The 17,331-nt window shown below is 72.7% G+C and carries 15 protein-coding genes, 1 tRNA gene and 1 pseudogene; 9 read left to right on the plus strand and 8 right to left on the minus strand.

Features of this window, described 5'->3' with window-relative positions; all coding sequences use genetic code 11:
• Nucleotides 1-55 precede the first annotated feature (55 nt).
• Nucleotides 56-1,063 (minus strand): hypothetical protein, encoded by a 1,008-nt coding sequence (locus MOV08_RS26545; RefSeq protein WP_275309122.1) that lies wholly within the window; start codon nucleotides 1,061-1,063, stop codon nucleotides 56-58.
• Nucleotides 1,064-1,366: 303 nt separating this feature from the next.
• Here MOV08_RS26545 and MOV08_RS26550 point away from each other — a divergent pair, with 303 nt between their 5' ends.
• A complete protein-coding gene (locus MOV08_RS26550; protein ID WP_039636190.1) occupies nucleotides 1,367-1,672 on the plus strand; it encodes a chaplin in 306 nt (101 codons plus the stop codon).
• 156 nt (nucleotides 1,673-1,828) lie between these two features.
• Nucleotides 1,829-2,686, plus strand: a complete 858-nt coding sequence (locus tag MOV08_RS26555; RefSeq protein WP_275309124.1) for a spermidine synthase — start codon at nucleotides 1,829-1,831, stop codon at nucleotides 2,684-2,686.
• 29 nt (nucleotides 2,687-2,715) lie between these two features.
• Here MOV08_RS26555 and MOV08_RS26560 read toward each other — a convergent pair whose 3' ends face one another.
• Entirely contained in the window at nucleotides 2,716-3,288 is a 573-nt protein-coding gene (locus MOV08_RS26560; RefSeq protein WP_039636194.1) for a hypothetical protein, read from the minus strand.
• Nucleotides 3,289-3,489: 201 nt separating this feature from the next.
• On the opposite strand from MOV08_RS26560, the gene MOV08_RS26565 reads away from it, so the two are divergent.
• The 4 genes and pseudogenes from MOV08_RS26565 to MOV08_RS26580 all read left to right on the plus strand — a co-directional run.
• On the plus strand, nucleotides 3,490-3,648 hold the full coding sequence (locus MOV08_RS26565) for a hypothetical protein (RefSeq protein ID WP_159030886.1): 159 nt from the start codon (nucleotides 3,490-3,492) through the stop codon (nucleotides 3,646-3,648).
• Between the two features lie 319 nt (nucleotides 3,649-3,967).
• The gene (locus tag MOV08_RS26570) at nucleotides 3,968-4,660 is read left to right on the plus strand and encodes a response regulator transcription factor (RefSeq protein ID WP_039636196.1); all 693 of its coding nucleotides are present in this window, start codon (nucleotides 3,968-3,970) and stop codon (nucleotides 4,658-4,660) included.
• 88 nt (nucleotides 4,661-4,748) lie between these two features.
• A complete protein-coding gene (locus MOV08_RS26575) occupies nucleotides 4,749-6,230 on the plus strand; it encodes a HAMP domain-containing sensor histidine kinase (protein ID WP_275309125.1) in 1,482 nt (493 codons plus the stop codon).
• Nucleotides 6,231-6,497: 267 nt separating this feature from the next.
• Nucleotides 6,498-7,430 (plus strand): annotated as a pseudogene (locus MOV08_RS26580) (chitinase); the annotation flags it as partial.
• Between the two features lie 117 nt (nucleotides 7,431-7,547).
• On the opposite strand, the gene MOV08_RS26585 reads toward MOV08_RS26580, so the two are convergent.
• The gene (locus MOV08_RS26585) at nucleotides 7,548-8,405 is read right to left on the minus strand and encodes an AraC family transcriptional regulator (protein ID WP_275309127.1); all 858 of its coding nucleotides are present in this window, start codon (nucleotides 8,403-8,405) and stop codon (nucleotides 7,548-7,550) included.
• A 213-nt stretch (nucleotides 8,406-8,618) separates the two neighbouring features.
• Between MOV08_RS26585 and MOV08_RS26590 the strand changes: the two genes are divergently transcribed.
• Nucleotides 8,619-9,269 (plus strand): NAD(P)-dependent oxidoreductase, encoded by a 651-nt coding sequence (locus MOV08_RS26590; protein WP_275309128.1) that lies wholly within the window; start codon nucleotides 8,619-8,621, stop codon nucleotides 9,267-9,269.
• 85 nt (nucleotides 9,270-9,354) lie between these two features.
• Here the strand turns inward: MOV08_RS26590 and MOV08_RS26595 are convergent.
• The 3 genes from MOV08_RS26595 to MOV08_RS26605 form a co-directional block, all read right to left on the minus strand.
• A tRNA-His gene (locus tag MOV08_RS26595) sits at nucleotides 9,355-9,430 on the minus strand.
• A 106-nt stretch (nucleotides 9,431-9,536) separates the two neighbouring features.
• Nucleotides 9,537-10,157 carry an oligoribonuclease gene (orn, locus tag MOV08_RS26600; protein ID WP_039636204.1) on the minus strand — a complete coding sequence of 207 codons (621 nt, stop codon included), beginning with the start codon at nucleotides 10,155-10,157 and terminating at the stop codon, nucleotides 9,537-9,539.
• 5 nt (nucleotides 10,158-10,162) lie between these two features.
• Complete coding sequence (locus tag MOV08_RS26605; RefSeq protein ID WP_039636206.1) at nucleotides 10,163-11,431, minus strand: GlxA family transcriptional regulator; 1,269 nt, start codon at nucleotides 11,429-11,431, stop codon at nucleotides 10,163-10,165.
• 1,024 nt (nucleotides 11,432-12,455) lie between these two features.
• On the opposite strand from MOV08_RS26605, the gene MOV08_RS26610 reads away from it, so the two are divergent.
• Nucleotides 12,456-12,977, plus strand: coding sequence for a universal stress protein (locus MOV08_RS26610; protein WP_039636209.1), 522 nt, complete (start codon nucleotides 12,456-12,458; stop codon nucleotides 12,975-12,977).
• A 320-nt stretch (nucleotides 12,978-13,297) separates the two neighbouring features.
• Here the strand turns inward: MOV08_RS26610 and glmS are convergent, their stop codons facing one another.
• Together glmS and MOV08_RS26620 are read right to left on the minus strand one after the other, a co-directional pair.
• A complete protein-coding gene (gene glmS / locus MOV08_RS26615) occupies nucleotides 13,298-15,127 on the minus strand; it encodes a glutamine--fructose-6-phosphate transaminase (isomerizing) (protein ID WP_275311901.1) in 1,830 nt (609 codons plus the stop codon).
• A gap of 71 nt (nucleotides 15,128-15,198) precedes the next feature.
• Complete coding sequence (locus tag MOV08_RS26620; RefSeq protein WP_039636211.1) at nucleotides 15,199-15,474, minus strand: hypothetical protein; 276 nt, start codon at nucleotides 15,472-15,474, stop codon at nucleotides 15,199-15,201.
• Between the two features lie 236 nt (nucleotides 15,475-15,710).
• Between MOV08_RS26620 and MOV08_RS26625 the strand changes: the two genes are divergently transcribed.
• Nucleotides 15,711-17,309 carry a beta-N-acetylhexosaminidase gene (locus tag MOV08_RS26625; protein WP_275309130.1) on the plus strand — a complete coding sequence of 533 codons (1,599 nt, stop codon included), beginning with the start codon at nucleotides 15,711-15,713 and terminating at the stop codon, nucleotides 17,307-17,309.
• Nucleotides 17,310-17,331 lie beyond the last annotated feature (22 nt).

The raw sequence follows: 17,331 nt of genomic DNA on the forward strand, positions 1-17,331 counted from the left end.
CTCCCCTGATTACCGAGCTGTCAAAAACTCCGCGGGAATTGCCGAAGCCCGCCGCTCAGCGCCGGAGATCGGCCTGGACGAAGAGCGCGCCGAGCAAATAACCCGCCTTTCGGGTGGTGAAGCGGAATGCCAGCCGGTCGCCTCCGGACCGGAGCGCCGGCGTCAGGTCGAAGACATCGGAATCAAAACCGAGGGCGTTGTGGTATGTGCCCCTACCCGGCGCCCGCCGACCGGAATTCGGGCGCATCGATTGCGGCCCCACATTCGCTGGATCGGCCGCACCATGGAGCGCGACCGGAGTAATGCGACCGGCCCGGGCGGAGATTTTTCCGTGGGTGCCGGGCGTTCCGCGGTAGGCCACGACCCCGGCCCGTCCCCGGGAATGCGCCGGAATGCGCAGCCCGGGCAGTTCCACCGCGAGCGCCCGGCGCTTCCCGCCCAGCGCCTCGAATCCGTCCCACAGCGTCAGCCGCCGCAGCGGCTCCCGCGGGTTCTCGTAGGCGGCCACCAGCACCCAGCCGCCCCAGGACCCGGCCCGCGCCGCCCGGTGCCCGGTGGCCGTCCGGGCCACCGTGTACGTGCCCGGGCCGCCGCGCCCCACCAGGGCGGTGACGTCCGCGGACGCCTGGTAGGCGTCGGTCCGGGCGGTGCTGCGGCGCCCGATCGGGCCGTCCGCGCGCACCTCCTCGTACCGGCCGCGGGGCCCGGCGAGCAGCACCTGACCGGTGTCCCGGGCCGCCCGGGGCCCGCCGGGACGCAGGTCGCCGCCCCAGTACAGCCGGGCGTAGCGCACCCGGGAGCCGGCCGGCAGCCGTAGCCGGGCGCTGCTGGAGCCGACGGTGCGCGGGTCGTCGTCGCTGTCGAGGTACGCCGTTCGGGCGACGGTGGTGCGGCCGGCCCGCCGGGACGCCGCACAGGGCGGGCCGGCGGGCCCCGCCCGGTGCGGCACGGGCCGGCAGGTCACCGAGGTGCCGGCGGCCCGCGCGAAACCGCCGTGCCCGGTGCTGTGGAAGCGCTCGGCGAACGGAATGCGCGGGGATTCCGGGGGAGCCGGGGCGGCCACAGCCGAAGTCAGAGCGGCCGACAAAGCCAGGGTCGCGAGCGCGCATACCGCGCCGCACCTGGTGCGGTCCATCGACTTCGGCATGTGGTCCTCTCCGACTTCAATCAGTCAAACAGGAGAGCACTCTGGCAGAAATCATGTTGGAAATCGCGGCAGGCGCGCCGCGATCCCACCCCCGTTTTCCACCGGTCGTCCGCCAGCCAGTCAGCCTAATGAATCCGCTTAAGTGGTATCGGCCGTATCCGTAACCCATATTGGTCGTTGTGTCCGATGCCCCATACGCGAGCTGAAAAGGAGAATGGGATGAAGCGGTTCGTCAAGACCGCCGCGATGGCCGCGGCCACCTCAGCCCTGGTGCTGAGCGGCGCGGGCGCCGCCACCGCCTACGAGGGCGGGCACCACGGCAAGAGCCACGGCCGTTTCAAGGAGGGCCGTCACCATGGCCGGGGCGCGCACGCGAAGGGGATCGCCAAGCATTCGCCGGGCGTCCTCAGCGGCAACGTCATCCAGATCCCGATCGACATTCCGATCAACGTGTGCGGCAACAGCGTCAACGTCCTCGTCGCGCTGCTGAACCCGGCGTTCGGTAACCACTGCGTCAACAAGTGATCCGGAGCCGGTCCGAAGGGACATCGGACCGGCTCGGGTCGCGGCACACCAGGCGGGCTGCCCGCGGCTCCGGCCGTCGGGCGGTCCGCCGCCTGGCTTCTCGCACCGACCCTGACCTGCGGATATCGTGCCACGGCGGACCGCCATACTGGAGGCATGGCGAGAAGTAGGCGCGGGCGCGGCCCGGAGTCCGTCACCGGAACGGTGGGCGGCGGGGTCGCGGAACTCCGACCCGATCGGGACCGGCCGCGCGGCTGGACGCTGTTGATAGACGGCGCCCCGCAGTCCCACGTGGACCTCGACGACCCGGCGTACCTGGAGTTCTCCTACCAGCGGCGGCTGGGGCACATAGCCGACCTGGTCGCCCCGCCCGGTGCGCCGCTGCGCGTCGTCCACCTCGGCGGCGGCGCCCTGACCCTGGCCCGGTACATCGCCGCGACCCGGCCGCGGTCGACCCAGCAGGTCGTGGAGATAGACACCCCACTGGTCCAGCTCGTCCGTGAGCGGCTGCCGCTGGAGAGCACCTGGCGGATACGGGTGCGCGGTGCGGACGCCCGCGCCGGGCTGGCCAGGATCCCGGACGGCTGGGCGGACCTGGTCATCGCCGACGTCTTCGCCGGCGCCCGCACACCCGCGCACCTGACCAGCGTGGAGTTCGTGACGGAGGTGCGCCGGGCGCTGCGGCCCGGCGGCCACTACGCGGCCAACCTCGCCGACGGGCCGCCGCTGGCGTTCCTGCGCGGCCAGATAGCCACCGTCCACACCGTCTTCCCCGAGCTGGCCCTGACCGCCGAGCCGGCCGTGCTGCGCGGCAGGCGGTTCGGCAACGCGGTGCTGCTCGCCGCGGACCGGTCGCTGCCGGTCGCCGAGCTGACCCGGCGGGCGGCCGGTGACCCGCACGCCGGCCGGGTCGAGCACGGCCGGGCGCTGCTGGACTTCACCGGCGGCGCGGCCCCGGTCACCGACGCCACCGCGGTCGCCTCGCCGTCCCCGCCCGCCGGGGTCTTCACGTAAGGACGTCCGGCGGCGCGTCAACTCCCGTGCTACGCCGCGTGGTTGCTGGTCTCCACCAGTGGCGGATGGCCGTTCCAGGTGCAGATCACCGAGGTGTGCGCGCCGCCGCCAGTGAAGTCGATCCGGAGCCACTGGTTCTGCTTCCACACCTGCATCTGCCAGCCCGCGTTCGGTGTCGCGGACACCAGCTCGGCGGAGTCGGCGCCCAGCGAGAGCACCACCCGGCCGCCGTTGGTGACGTAGCCGCGGATCCGGTCGCCGGTGGGCGCCGGGGTGCCGCTGCCGGGCAGGGCCGAGGAGGTGGACGAGGGGGCGTCCAGGGAGCGGGACGGGGCCGCGGTCCGCGGCGGCCGGTCGTCGGCGGGGGAGGAGGAGGGGCTCGCGGACGGCGAGGCGGACGGCTTCGGCCGATGAGTGGAGGAGACCTGCGGCAGGGCTGAGGACGCCACCTGGTCGGAGAGCGGAAGCGCCCGCGGCGCGTCGTACACCGTGCCGGACAGCACGGTGTGCACGCCGAACCACGACAGGGCGACCGCGGCGCCGGTCGCCAGCGTCCAGGCCGCCGCGTGCACCAGGCCCCGCCCCGAACTCCCTCTGTCCATGCCCCCTATAGGACCATGCCGGCCGGCGGAAAGAACAACCCCGTCCACGCGGGCTTGACGGTGCGGGGCCGGGGCGGCGCCTCGGTTTTCCCGATCCGACGCCGCGTCATATAACCGCCACAAGAGGGATTTAGCGCGTATAAGTGGAGGAACCCGGGCAGAGTGAGCGAAAGATCAGCGACTTCTCGGGAGGCTCGTGCAATGCGCCGTGTCGCAGCCCTCATCGTCGGAACCCTCATCACGCTGGCCGTGTTCAGCGCGCCGGCCAGCGCCGATCCGGACCATTCGGGGAGCGGCCTGTTCGGCCCCCGACTCATCGACCCGCAGGTCGGCGACACCAACATGGTGGGTCCCGGCTAGGGCCTGTCGTCAAACTCCCGTCGTTCGCCCGGAGGGCGGGCCTCGCGGCGTCTGGTGCGTGCGATCTCAAGGCGGAGGGTCATCCCGGTACCGGGCGTACCGGGATGAGCCCGACAACGCGGAGAGCGTGCGTGCCAGGCGTCGCGAGGCAGGCGGGAGTTTGACGACAGGCCCTAGGGCGCCGGGCCCGTACGGGCCGCGGGAGGCCGTCATCGTGGCGCCGGTGGGGGCGAATCCGCCCGCCCGCCACCGGGGGTGACGCCGTCCGGTCGTCAACCGTGCGCAGGGGAACGCGCCCGTATGGCGTACGGTGCCGCCCATGGCACGAGTGCTCGTGGTCGAGGACGACCAGTTCGTACGCTCCGCGCTCATCCGGCATCTGACCGAGGCCGGGCACGCGGTGCGCAGCGTCGGGACCGCCCTGGAGGCGCTGCGCGAGGTCGCGCACGTCGGCTTCGACCTGGTCGTCCTCGACCTCGGTCTGCCCGATCTGGACGGCGGCGAGGCGCTGAAGATGCTGCGCGGCATCACCGACGTCCCGGTGATCATCGCCACCGCGCGGGACGACGAGGCCGAGATCGTCCGGCTGCTCAACGACGGCGCCGACGACTACCTCACCAAGCCGTTCTCGGTCGAGCACCTCTCGGCCCGGATGGCGGCCGTACTGCGCCGGTCCCGGGGCGGGGCGCCGGGGGCCGAACCGCCCTCACGGGCGACCCGGGTCGGCGGGCTGTCCATCGACCCGCTGCGCCGCCAGGCCGAACTCGACGGCGTCGCACTGGACCTCACCCGCCGCGAGTTCGACCTGCTGGCCTTTCTCGCCGAGCGCCCCGGCGTGGTCGTGCCCCGCAAGGAACTCCTCGCCGAGGTCTGGCAGCAGTCCTACGGCGACGACCAGACCATCGACGTCCACCTGTCCTGGCTGCGCCGCAAACTGGGCGAGACCGCGGCCCGGCCCCGGTACCTGCACACCCTGCGCGGTGTCGGGGTGAAGCTGGAGCCGCCCCGGTGAGCCGGGGGCGGCCCCGCCCGGCGGCCGCGGCGGCCGCACCGCCGCGCCTCGCGGGCGGCGCGCCGAAGGGGCGGAGAGGCGGGACGCCGTGAGGTGGGCCCTGGTCAAGGTGGCCCTGGCGGTCACCACGATGGTCGTGGTCGCCTTCGCGGTCCCGTTGGGGCTGGTGGTCAAGGAGATGGCCTCCGACCGCGCCTACTCCAATGCCGAGCGGCAGGCCGCCGCCATCGGCCCCGTCCTGGCCATCACCACCGACCGCACCCAGTTGGAACGGGCCCTGGCCAGCGCCGAGACCGGCCCCGGCGGCGGGATCGGCATCCACGTCCCGGCGGCCGCCAAGGGCGGCAGCCCGACCGAGGTCGGTGTCCGCCGGGCCTCCCCCGCCGATGTCGCCGCCGCCGTCCGGCTCGGCCGGGCCTCCATCGCCGAGGTCCCCGGCGGCACCGCGCTGCTCCAGCCCACCGCGGTCGCCTCCGGCATCGCCGTCGTCGAGGTGTACGTCCCCGACGGCGCGCTCACCAACGGCGTGGCCACCTCCTGGGCGGTACTGGCCGGCGTCGGCCTGGCACTGGTCCTGGGGTCGGTCGCGGTCGCCGACCGGCTCGGCACCCGGATGGTGCGCCCCGCCGAGCGGCTGTCCGCCGCCGCCCACGACCTGGGCCGCGGCGACCTCGGCGTCCGCGTCCAGGAGGACGGCCCGAAGGAGCTGCGCTCGGCGGCCAGCGCCTTCAACTCCATGGCCGACCAGGTCGTCCAACTCCTCACCAACGAACGCGAGTTGGCCGCCGACCTCTCGCACCGGCTGCGCACCCCGCTGACCGTGCTCCGGCTCAACGCGGCCTCGCTCGGCGACGGCCCGGCCGCCGAGCAGACCCGGGCCGCCGTCGAGCAACTGGAGCACGAGGTGGACCAGATCATCCGCACCGCCCGCGCCCAGCGGGAGCACACCGCACAGGCCGCCGCCGCGGCCGGCTGCGACGCGGCCGAAGTGATCCGCGCGCGGATGGACTTCTGGTCCGCGCTGGCCGAGGACGAGGGCCGCACCGTCCGGGTCGCCGGCGCGGACCGCCCGGTGCGGGTGCCGGTCGCCCGCCCCGACCTCGCCGCGGCCCTGGACGCCATGCTCGGCAACGTCTTCCGGCACACCCCCGAGGGCACCGCCTTCGCCGTCGACGTCCACAACGCCGACGACGCGGTGATCGTGCTGGTCTCGGACGCCGGGCCGGGCATCGCCGATCCGGCCGCCGCGCTGCGCCGCGGCTGGTCGGGCGGCGGCCGGGAGGACCGTCCGGCGGCGGCCGGGGGCGGCTCCACGGGGCTCGGCCTGGACATCGTCCGCCGGCTGGCGGAGTCCACCGGCGGCGACGTCCGGGTCGGGCGCTCGGTGCTGGGCGGCACCGAGGTCCGGGTCTGGCTGGCCCTGGACGGGCGGCGGGCCCCCGCCGGCGCCCGGCGCGGCCACCGGTTGCGGCGCCGGATCGGCGGCCGGGTGTTCGGCGCCCGCGGACGGCGGTCCGCCCGCACCGCCGCACCGGGCGTCGGCTCCCCGGGCCGGGGCGCCGGCTCTTAACCACCCCCTTCCGCTTCCTTAAGGGGGCCATAATTCCGCCAACCGCCATACGGAACCCGGCATTTGTCCGTTTCGCTGCCGCTAGCGTGCAGGACGCACCTCCCCCTCGGTGCGCCCCCACCCCCCCATGTGACGACAGGCAGGCACGAGATGAGTTCCTCGGCACACCGGCGCCGGACGAGCCGTACGACCGTGGTGATCGGCGCGGCGGTGGCCGGCGCGCTGGCGGTCGGCGGCGGGTTCGTCGTCGCCGGCTCCGCGATGGCCACCAAGGCCCCGCGGCCCGGCACCCCCGCCGCCGGCGCCAAGGCCGGCTTCGCCCCGTACGTCGACACCTCCCTCACCCCGGCCTTCGACCTGGCCGGCACCGCGCGGCAGACCGGGGTCAAGCACTTCACCCTCGCCTTCCTCACCTCCGGCGGCGGCTGCGTCGCCAAGTGGGGCGGCTCGGGCGACCTCGGCGGCGACGCGGTGGCCAAGCAGATACCGGCGCTGCGCAAGGCCGGCGGCGACGTCCGGGTCTCCTTCGGCGGCGCCAACGGCACCGAGCTGGCCGCCGCCTGCTCCTCCGCTTCCCAACTGGCCGCCGCCTACGGCAAGGCCGTCGACCAGTACAAGCTCACCAAGGTGGACTTCGACATCGAGGGCGGCGCGCTGCCCGACACGGCCGCCAACACCCGCCGCGCCCAGGCCATCGCCCAGCTCCAGAAGCAGCACCCGGGCCTCGACGTCTCCTTCACCCTGCCGGTGATGCCCGAGGGCCTCACCCAGGACGGCGTCAACCTCCTGGCCAACGCCAAGCAGAACGGCGCGCGGATCTCCGCGGTCAACATCATGGCGATGGACTACGGCTCCTCCTACCACGGCGACATGGGCACGTACGCCACCCAGGCCGCCACCGCCACCCAGGCCCAGCTGAAGAAGGCCCTCGGCCTGGGCGACGCGGACGCCTGGAGGACCGTGGCGGTCACCCCGATGATCGGCGTCAACGACGTCCAGGGCGAGGTCTTCAAGCCCGCCGACGCCGCCGCCCTGGTGAAGTTCGCCCAGAGCAAGCACCTGGCCTGGCTGGCCATGTGGTCCGCCAACCGCGACCGGCCCTGCCCCGGTGGATCCACCAACTCCGCCCAGCCGACGTGCAGTTCCCTCGACCAGGCCCCACTGGCCTTCACCAAGGCACTCGGCGCCTACACCGGCTGACCCCCCACCGGTCCGGGCCCGTTCCGCGCCCCGGACTGCCCCTGATGCGGGGCGCGGCGGCCCCACCCCCACCCGCCGCGCCCCGCCCCACCCCTCCCGGGGGCCGACGGCGGCCGGTCAGTCGCCACCCCGCACGGCGGCCCGGAACGCGATCGGCGTGATCCCGGCCTGCCGTTGGAAGAACTTGCTGAAGTTGGTGGCGTCCGCGAAGCCCAGCCGGTCCGCGATCCGCGAGGCCGGCTGGTCGCCGTGCGCCAGCAGCCGCTTGGCCTCCAGCACCACCCGCCGGTCGATGAACTCCTTCGCGCCGACCCCCGCCGCCGCCTCGGTGGCCCGCGAGAGGGTGCGCGGCGCATAGCCCAGCGCCCGGGCGTAGTCGGCCACCCGGCGGCTGCGGGCGAACCCCCGCTCCACCGCGTCCCGGAACCGTAGATACGTCTCGCCCGCCTCGCACGTCCCGTCGGCCGCCCCGTCCGCCTCCCCGGCCGGATGCGCGGCCCGCAGCACCAGGACGGCCAGCAGATGCCGCAGCACCTCCAGGTGCACCTCCAGCGGCAGCCCGCCCAGCGCCCCGAACTCCCGGTGCAGTTGCCCCAGCGCCTCGTCCAGCGCCCGGGCCGCGGCGCCCTCGGGGTGCAGCACGGCCGGCCCGTACCAGTCCTCGATCCGGGCCGCGGCGGCGGTCGCCGGGTCCAGGAACCCGGACTCGAAGAGCACCAACCGCCCCTCCGCGCCCGTCAGGTCCCCGAAGTGCTGCACCTGCCCGGGGCGCGACCACAGCAGGTCCCCGGGTGCGAGGCGGTGCTCCTTGAAGTCGACGCAGTGCACCAGCCGCCCGCGGTCCAGGACCAGCAGATGGTGGAATCCGGGCCGGTGCGGGGTGGAGAGTCGACAGGCGTCCGCACGCTCGCGCAGCTCGGCGAGGGTCAGCACCTCCACGCCGGCGGGCCGCCCGGCCGGCGCGGAGAACGGCACCTCACGGATCGTCTCTGCGTCCTCTCGGGGGTCCTGTCGCTTTTTCACCATGACCCGTCGCCTCGCTACCCCGAAATCTCCCGTTGATACCCCTAGCGTAGGAGACGTCAGCACGACTGATGGCGGAAAACGGCAGCCGCACCGCGGAGGCCGGAACACCGCGGTCCACGCGGGCGCACCTCGCCCCCCACCGAACCACCGGGAGAACCCACCATGTCCAAGATCGCTCTCTTCGGGGCCACCGGCACCATCGGCAGCCGCATCCTCGACGAGGCGCTGCGCCGCGGCCACCAGGTCACCGCGGCCGTCCGCGACCCCGCGAAGGTCACCATCACCCACCCCGCCCTCACCGTGACCTACGGCGACGTGCTCGATCCGGAATCCGTCGCCGAGGTCGCCAAGGGCCAGGACGTGGTGGTGAGCGCGGTCGGCGGCGGCGACGGCCCGGGCCACATCGCCACCATCCGGCCCGCCGCCGAGGCGCTGGTCGAGGGCCTGCGCATGCTGGGCGGGGAGATGCCCCGACTGGTCGCGGTCGGCGGCGCCGGCTCGCTCCGCAAGCCCGACGGCGTCCAGGTCTGGGACACCGAGGGCCTCCCGATCCCGCTGCTGCAGATCATGCACGCGCACGGCGACGCGCTGGACTTCTACCGCACCGTCTCCGACGTCCGGTGGACCAACCTCAGCCCGGCCGGCACCATCGAGCCCGGCGAGCGCACCGGCACCTACCGCACCGCCCTTGAGGACCTGGTGGTCGCCGCGGACGGCAGCAGCCGGATCTCCACCGAGGACTACGCCGTCGCGCTCCTCGACGAGCTGGAGCAGCCCGCCCACCTCGGCGAGCGCTTCACCGTCGGCTACTGAGGCCCGGCCGGCCCACCCCGGCCGGCGGCGGCATCCGCCCGGAAACACTCGAGGCCCCCGATCCGAAGATCGGGGGCCTCGACAGTGGGGTGAGTAACGGGACTCGAACCCGCGACATCCTGGACCACAACCAGGTGCTCTACCAGCTGAGCTATACCCACCAAGACCGGTGCTGTGTGGTTCCTTTTCCCCACCGGCTGAGAAAAAGTGTACAGGTTCCGGAGGGGTGCTCGCTCCCAGGTTTCGCGTCCCCGGGAGCGAGCTGCGTCACTGTGCCGCCGACTCCGGTTCGGCAGGCAGCTTGTGCTTGGCCGCGATGGCCTTCGCGGTCTCCGAGTCCGGCCCCGGCTGGGGCACGAACACGGCCTCCCGGTAGTAGCGCAACTCCGCGATGGATTCGCGGATGTCGGCCAGCGCCCGGTGGTTGCCGTTCTTGTCCGGACTGTTGAAGTACGCCCGCGGGAACCAGCGCCGGGCCAGTTCCTTCACGGACGACACATCGACGATCCGGTAGTGCAGGTAGCTCTCCAGCGTCGGCATGTCGCGCAGCAGGAAGCCGCGGTCGGTACCGACGGAGTTTCCGCACAACGGCGCCTTCCTCGGCTCCGGCACATGCTGCTTGATGTAGTCAAGCACCTGTGCCTCGGCCGCCTCCAGCGTCGTTCCGGAGTCCAGCTCGGCCAGCAGCCCGGAGGCGGTGTGCATCTGTCGCACCACCTCCGGCATGGTGGTCAGCGCCTCGGCCGGGGGACGGATCACCACATCCACTCCGTCACCCAGCACGTTCAGTTCCGAGTCGGTGACCAGGGCGGCCACCTCGATAAGCGCGTCACTCGCCAGCGAGAGTCCGGTCATCTCGCAGTCGATCCACACCATGCGATCGTTCATACGTCTCACCCTACGGGGCGCTCCCGCTGACCGGGCAGTACGGGCCGACCGGCCCCCCGGCCGACCGGGGTCTCCGGCAGTCGGGTGGCGTACCCCTCCGACGGCGGCTTGGTCGCGTCCGCCACCTCGGCGGCCAGACCGTGCCCGCCCAGTGCGGCGGCCGAGAACCGCTCGCCGCCCAGCGCCGCCCGCTCGCGCTCGGGACGCTCGGCCCGCTCCGGACGCAGCGCGGGCTCGGGTGCACCGCTCTGCGGCCGACGGGCGCGGTAGGCCGCCCGATAGGCCGCGGGCGAGGCGCCCAGCTGCCGCCGGAAGTGGCCGCGCAGCGCGACCGGCGAGCGGAACCCGCAGCGGCCGGCGACCTCGTCCACCGAATAGTCGGAGGTCTCCAGCAGCCGCTGGGCCTGGAGGACCCGCTGGGTGATCAGCCACTGGAGCGGCGCGCTGCCCGTGAGGGAGCGGAACCGCCGGTCGAAGGTGCGTCGGCTCATGTACGCGCGGGCCGCCAGCGTCTCCACGTCGAACTGCTCGTGGAGGTGCTCCAGCGCCCAGGCGACGACCTCGGCGAGCGGGTCGGCGCCGATCTCCTCTGGTAATGACCTGTCCAGGTAGCGCTGGTGCCCGAGGTCGGACGCGGTCCGCCGGGGCGGGACGACCAGTCGGCGGGCGAGCGCGTTGGCCGCGTCGGCGCCGTGGTCGGTGCGCACGATGTGCAGGCACAGGTCGATTCCGGCGGCGGTGCCGGCGGAGGTGAGCACGTCGCCGTCGTCGACGAAGAGCTCGCGCGGATCCACATGGACGGACGGATAACGCTTGGCGAGCGTCGGCGCGTACATCCAGTGGGTGGTGGCCGGTCGGCCGTCGAGCAGTCCGGCCGCGGCGAGGACGAACGCCCCCGTGCACAGCCCGACGATCCTGGCCCCTTCTTCGTGCGCGCGGCGCAGCGCGTCGAGCGCCGCGGGCGGCGGGGCCTGCGTGATGGAACGCCAGGCCGGTACGACGACCGTCCCGGCACGGGAGATCGCCTCCAGCCCGTAGGGGGCAGATAGTTCGAGCCCCCCGGTCGTGCGCAAAGGCGCATCTTCGCCGGCGCACACAAGCAGCCGGTACCTCGGAACGCCGGCGTCTTGGCGGTCGATGCCGAAGACCGAGAGCGGAATGGAGCTCTCGAAAATGGGGCCGCCGCTGAAGAGGAGCACCGCGACTATTTCGCGGCGTCGTCGGGCGGCGAGCTTGCGTGCGGCATCTGGTACGGCAGCGGAGTCCTGGCTCATGGCACTTAAGCCCCCCTCGGTCGTCTCGCCCTCTCGGTCCTGCACAGTTCCCCCGCCGTCACTGACCAAGATCGAATCTACTGTGTCCCGTGAGGATGGAGTGCCAAGTTCACCACCCACTGGTATGTCGATATGGCAACTTGGCGCGAAGCATTCGATCACGAAGCGTTCCACTCGTCGGGCCTGCATGGGAAGTGCGCGTCTCGGCTCTGCCCGTTCGCAGTAGGGCACAACCATGCCCGGCGGTCCTTTCCTCCCTGCTCACACCCGGGTTGAGGGGGGTCTGGGGCAAGGTGAGGATCCAGGCCGGAAGTTGGCTGAAAACGGTCGTGCACAGACTTGCGAACGCCTCTAACGGTCGATGTACGCCCCCTCTCAACGCGCCTCCACCCTTGCCTTTCTGTCTATATACGCTCACTTTTGTCCCCCTGGTGATCGATGCCTGCGACAGGCCGCCGTGCGGCCGTCCGTCCGGGCCGCGTTGACGACCCGCGCCGCGCGCCGGCCGCCGCCGCGGGGCCGTCGGCACCGCCGCCCGCATCCGTCCCGGCGGTCCCGCGCGCGATCAAGGTGACGGGTGCCGGGGCGCATCCGGATGCGCCCCGGGGTACGCCGCCGCTCACCGGGTCGGGTGATCTACCGGACGGCGTCGGCGGCGTGGAGATCGCCGCGGACGGTCGGCGGGGGCGGTTCCGCCGGCGATCACGAGGGGCCGCCGGGGGTACGTACGGGGGCAGGCCGGGGCATTGCCATCCGCGCCACGCTCCGGCATGCTCCGGGGAACGCTTGCGGTCCCGGGGCGCCCCGTGCGGGCTCCCCGGGGGTCCGTGTGCGTTCTGGGCAGTGGAGGAGTAGCGCCGTACTCTTGGGGTATCGGCTTGGAAAGATGATTCCCAGTCGTATCGTTCCTCTTTGAACTATGGCTCCCGCTCCTTGATCGAGCCGCCCAGGTCAACTGCCGGATCAAGTCAATCGCCGTTCCCCGTTCGCCCCTCCGCAAGAGGACGTTCTCGCCGAGACACCCATGGCCGGTCACGAAACCCCTGAACCCGCGGACCGCAAGCAGGTCGCCGATCCGATGGCGGACCTCGAAGCGGCGGAACAGAAGCACCACTCCTGCGATCCCGCCTTCCGGCACGGCGTCGTGGTCGGCTTCGACGGCTCCACGTCGAGCGAACGCGCGTTGGCGTATGCAATCGGTATGGCGCGGCGCCACGGCACGGGCCTGATCATCGTCCACGTGGCCAATCGGCTGCCGACGACGGTGTGGGCGGGCTGCGAGCCCCCGGTCTTCGTGGACGTCCCCGATCACCGCACCGAGGTGCTCGGGCTGGAGCTGGCCTGCGCCGACCACCTCGCCGAGGTCCCCTGGATCCTCGTCGAGCGCGGCGGCGACATCTGCCACGAGCTGGAGGAGGTCGGCCGGGAGTACGAGGCCGACGCCATCGTGGTCGGCTCGACGCACGGCCTCGTCGGCCGGATCTTCGGCTCGGTGGCCGGCCGGCTGGCGCGCCGCGCGCAGCGCCCGGTCATGGTCATTCCCTGACGCCGGCGCGCAGCCGCCCCGCCCGGAGTGCGGGCGAACTCCCTTGCGTGCGCCCCCCGTTGATCGGCTCTCCGCGGTATGTCCACAGTTGAGGGGGCGTCATGGGGATTGTGGGCAGTGGGCGTCCGGTTGCCGTCCGGAGGTTGCTCGTGCGCTGGTGACGGGTAGAAAACGGTCACAGCGACGTGCTGCCGGCCGGGAAGTGACGGATCCCGGGGTGGCGGCATCCCGCCGGCGTAATGGGCGACGCCGGCAAAAGGGGAGGCGCCGGCTCCGTGTGCGTATGGTGGCACGCACGCGGAGCCAGCGCTCGCGGGGGACTACTCCACCGTCACGGACTTGGCCAGGTTGCGCGGCTTGTCGATGTCCCGGCCCAGGGACAACGCCGTGTGGTAGGCGAGGAGTTGGAGCGGGATGCCCATCAGGATCGGGTCCAGCTCGGGCTCGTTCTTCGGCACCACGATGGTGTGGTCGGCCTTCTCCTGCTCCTGGTGGGCGACGGCGAGGATCCGACCGCTGCGGGCCTTGATCTCCTCCAGCGCGGCCCGGTTCTTCTCCAGCAGGTCGTCGTCCGGCACGATCGCGACCGTCGGCATCGCCGGCTCGATGAGCGCCAGCGGGCCGTGCTTGAGCTCGGAGGCCGGGTACGCCTCGGCGTGGATGTACGAGACCTCCTTGAGCTTCAGGGACGCCTCGCGGGCCACCGGGTAGCCGCGCACCCGGCCGATGAACATCATCGACTTGGCGTCGGCGTAGAGCGCCGAGAGCTTCTTGATGTCGTCCTCGCCCTTGAGGATCTCGTCGATCTGGCCCGGCAGCTTCCGCAGGCCCTCGATGATCCGCTTGCCGTCCGCGACCGACAGGTCCCGGATCCGGCCCAGGTGCAGGGCGAGCAGCGCGAAGGAGACCACCATGTTGGTGAAGCACTTGGTGGAGACCACGCAGACCTCGGGGCCGGCGTGCACGTAGATGCCGCCGTCGGTCTCCCGGGCGATCGCCGAACCGACCACGTTGACCAGGCCCAGCACCCGGGCGCCCTTGCGCTTGAGCTCCTGGACGGCGGCCAGCACGTCGTAGGTCTCACCGGACTGGGAGACGGCGACGTAGAGGGTGTCGGGGTCCACGACCGGGTTGCGGTAGCGGAACTCGGAGGCCGGCTCGGCGTCCGAGGGGATGCGCGCCAGCTCCTCGATCATCTGGGCGCCGATCTGGCCGGCGTGGTAGGAGGTGCCGCAGCCCAGGATCTTCACCCGGCGCACCGCGCGGGCCTCGCGGGCGTCGAGGTTGAGGCCGCCGAGGTGGACGGTGGAGAAGCGGTCGTCGATCCGGCCGCGCAGCGCCCGGTCCACCGCCTCCGCCTGCTCGGAGATCTCCTTGTGCATGTAGGTGTCGTGGCCGCCCAGGTCGTACGACTCGGCCGCGTACTCCACGGTCTCCGGCGTCGCCGTCGTGCGGGAGCCCTCGGTGGTGTACGTGCGGTAGTCGTCGGCCTTCAGGGTGGCCATCTCGCCGTCGTCGAGGGTGACGACCTGGCGGGTGTGCGAGACCAGCGCGGCGACGTCGGAGGAGACGAACATCTCGTGCTCGCCGATGCCCAGGACGACCGGGGAGCCGTTGCGGGCGACCACGATGCGGTCGGCGAAGTCGGCGTGCAGGACGGCGATGCCGTAGGTGCCCTCGACGTGGCGGAGCGCCTCGCGGACCTTCTCCTCCAGCGTGGCGGCGGTGGAGCTGCCGATGAGGTGGGCCAGGACCTCGGTGTCGGTCTCCGAGGCGAAGGTCACGCCGTCGGCGGTCAGCCGGGCGCGCAGCTCGGCGGCGTTGTCGATGATGCCGTTGTGGACGACCGCGACCTTGCCCTCGGTGTCCAGGTGCGGGTGGGCGTTCTCGTCGGTGGGGGCGCCGTGGGTGGCCCAGCGGGTGTGCGCGATGCCGGTGGAGCCCGCGAACCGCTTCGGCAGGCGGGACTCCAGCTCCCGGACCCGGCCCTTGGCCTTGGCGGTCTTCAGACCGCCCGCGGCCTTGCCGGTGCCCTTGGCGTGGATGGCGATACCGGCCGAGTCGTAGCCGCGGTACTCCAGGCGCTGGAGGCCCTCAAGGAGCAGCGGCGCGACATCGCGCTTGCCGATGTATCCGACGATCCCGCACATACGGTGACCCTTCTCGTTGGCGTTCATGGGTGCCCGGCCGTCCACCGGCGGGCGCTGGTCGGTCCCGGCGGTCAGCCGTAGACCAGGCGGCGCAGCTGGCGCAGCGAGAGCGCGGGGGGCGACACGGCGCGGTGCGGCAGCTCGTGTGCGATCCGCTCGAAGATCGCCTCGTTCCGCAGCCCCTGGGACTGCAGCTCGCGGTGTCTGCGGCGGACGAAGCCCTCCGTGGTCTCGTCGAAGTACGCCAGCACGTCCAGCACCACCCGGGCCGCCTCGCCGCGCTGGAGCGGCGTGCTGCGGACCAGGTGGTCGATGAGGTCCTCGTGGGACGGACGGCGTTCGAGCACCCGTCGATATTGCGGGTCCTCGCCAAGATTCGCAAGAAATCTGCCCGATATCGGGCACGTATACCAGAACGCGCCTTGAAACTGGTCTACACCTTGACCGGTAACCAGGCGCGCGGTACGCATGGTCACCGTCCGGTCGCTCCACGCCAGTCAGAACGTGCGCCCAGGGAAACGCGCCGTCCGCAACGCCCCAGCCAGAGACGTGCCGCGCTCGAAGCTCGCCGAAGGGACCGTCCATGAGACGACGCAGACTCCTGACCTCGCTGCTGCTGGTCGCGGCTGCCGGCACGGCGACCGCCGCCGTGCCGTCGCAGGGCGCCGCGGCCCGTGCCGTCACCCCGCTGGACCGGGTGATCCCGGCGCCCGCCTCGGTCCGCCCGGCCGGTGACGCGTACACGATCGGTGAGGGCACCCGGATCCGGGTGCCCGGCAACTCCGGCGAGGCCCAGCGGATCGCCGGCTACCTGGCGGGGCTGCTGCGGCCGGCCACCGGCTTCTCGCTGCCGGTCACCACCCGTGGCGGCGCCGACGGCATCGTCCTCAGGCTCGGCGGCCGGGACACCCGCGGCCTCGGCGCGGAGGGCTACAGGCTGACCTCCGGCGGGCGCGCGGTCACCATCAGCGCCGCCCGCCCGGCCGGCCTCTTCCACGGCGTCCAGACCCTCCGGCAGCTGCTGCCGGCGGCCGTGGAGAAGGAGACCCGGCAGCCCGGGCCCTGGCGGATCGCCGGCGGGACGATCTCCGACGCCCCGCGCTACGCCTACCGCGGCGCGATGCTGGACGTCTCCCGGCACTTCTTCACCGTCGGGCAGGTCAAGCGGTACATCGACCAGCTCGCCCAGTACAAGATCAACAAGCTGCATCTGCACCTCTCCGACGACCAGGGCTGGCGGATCGCGATCAGCTCCTGGCCGCGGCTGGCGACCTACGGCGGCAGCACCCAGGTCGGCGGCGGCCGCGGCGGCCACTACACCAAGGACGACTACCGCGAGATCGTCCGCTACGCCGCCAGCCGCTATCTGACCGTCGTCCCCGAGATCGACATGCCCGGCCACACCAACGCCGCGCTCGCCTCGTACGCCGACCTCAACTGCAACGGCCAGGCGCCGCCGCTCTACACCGGCACCAAGGTCGGCTTCAGCTCGCTGTGCGTGCCCAAGAAGATCACCTACGACTTCGTCGACGACGTGATCCGGGAGATCGCCGCGCTCACCCCCGGCCGCTACCTCCACATCGGCGGCGACGAGGCGCACTCCACCAGCCACGCGGACTACGTCGCCTTCATGGACCGGGTGCAGCCGGTGGTCGCCAAGTACGGCAAGACCGTGATCGGCTGGCACCAGCTGACCGGGGCGCACCCGGTCAGGGGCGCCCTCGCCCAGTACTGGGGCTACGACAAGACGGGCGCGCAGGAGCGGCAGCAGGTCGCCGACGCCGCGCGGCACGGCACGGGGCTGATCCTCTCGCCCGCCGACCGCGCCTACCTCGACATGAAGTACGACAAGGACACCCCGCTCGGCCTGAACTGGGCCGGCTATGTGAACGTCCGGCGCGCCTACGACTGGGACCCGGGGAGGTACCTGGAGGGCGCGCCCGCCGGTGCGGTCGCGGGCGTCGAGGCGCCCCTGTGGTCGGAGACCCTGACGACCTCGTCGAACATCGAGTACCTGGCGTTCCCGCGGCTGCCCGGGATCGCCGAGCTGGGCTGGTCGCCGGCCCGGACGCACGACTGGGGCGCGTACCGGACGCGGCTGGCCGCCCAGGGCCCCCGCTGGGACGCCCTGGGCATCGACTACTACCGGGCGCCGGAGGTGCCGTGGCCTGACGGGCGGTGAGAGCGGCGGGGGCGTGGCGGGG

It is taken from the genome of Streptomyces yunnanensis (genome assembly GCF_029011865.1).
In the GTDB taxonomy this organism is placed as follows: Bacteria; Actinomycetota; Actinomycetes; order Streptomycetales; family Streptomycetaceae; genus Streptomyces; species Streptomyces yunnanensis.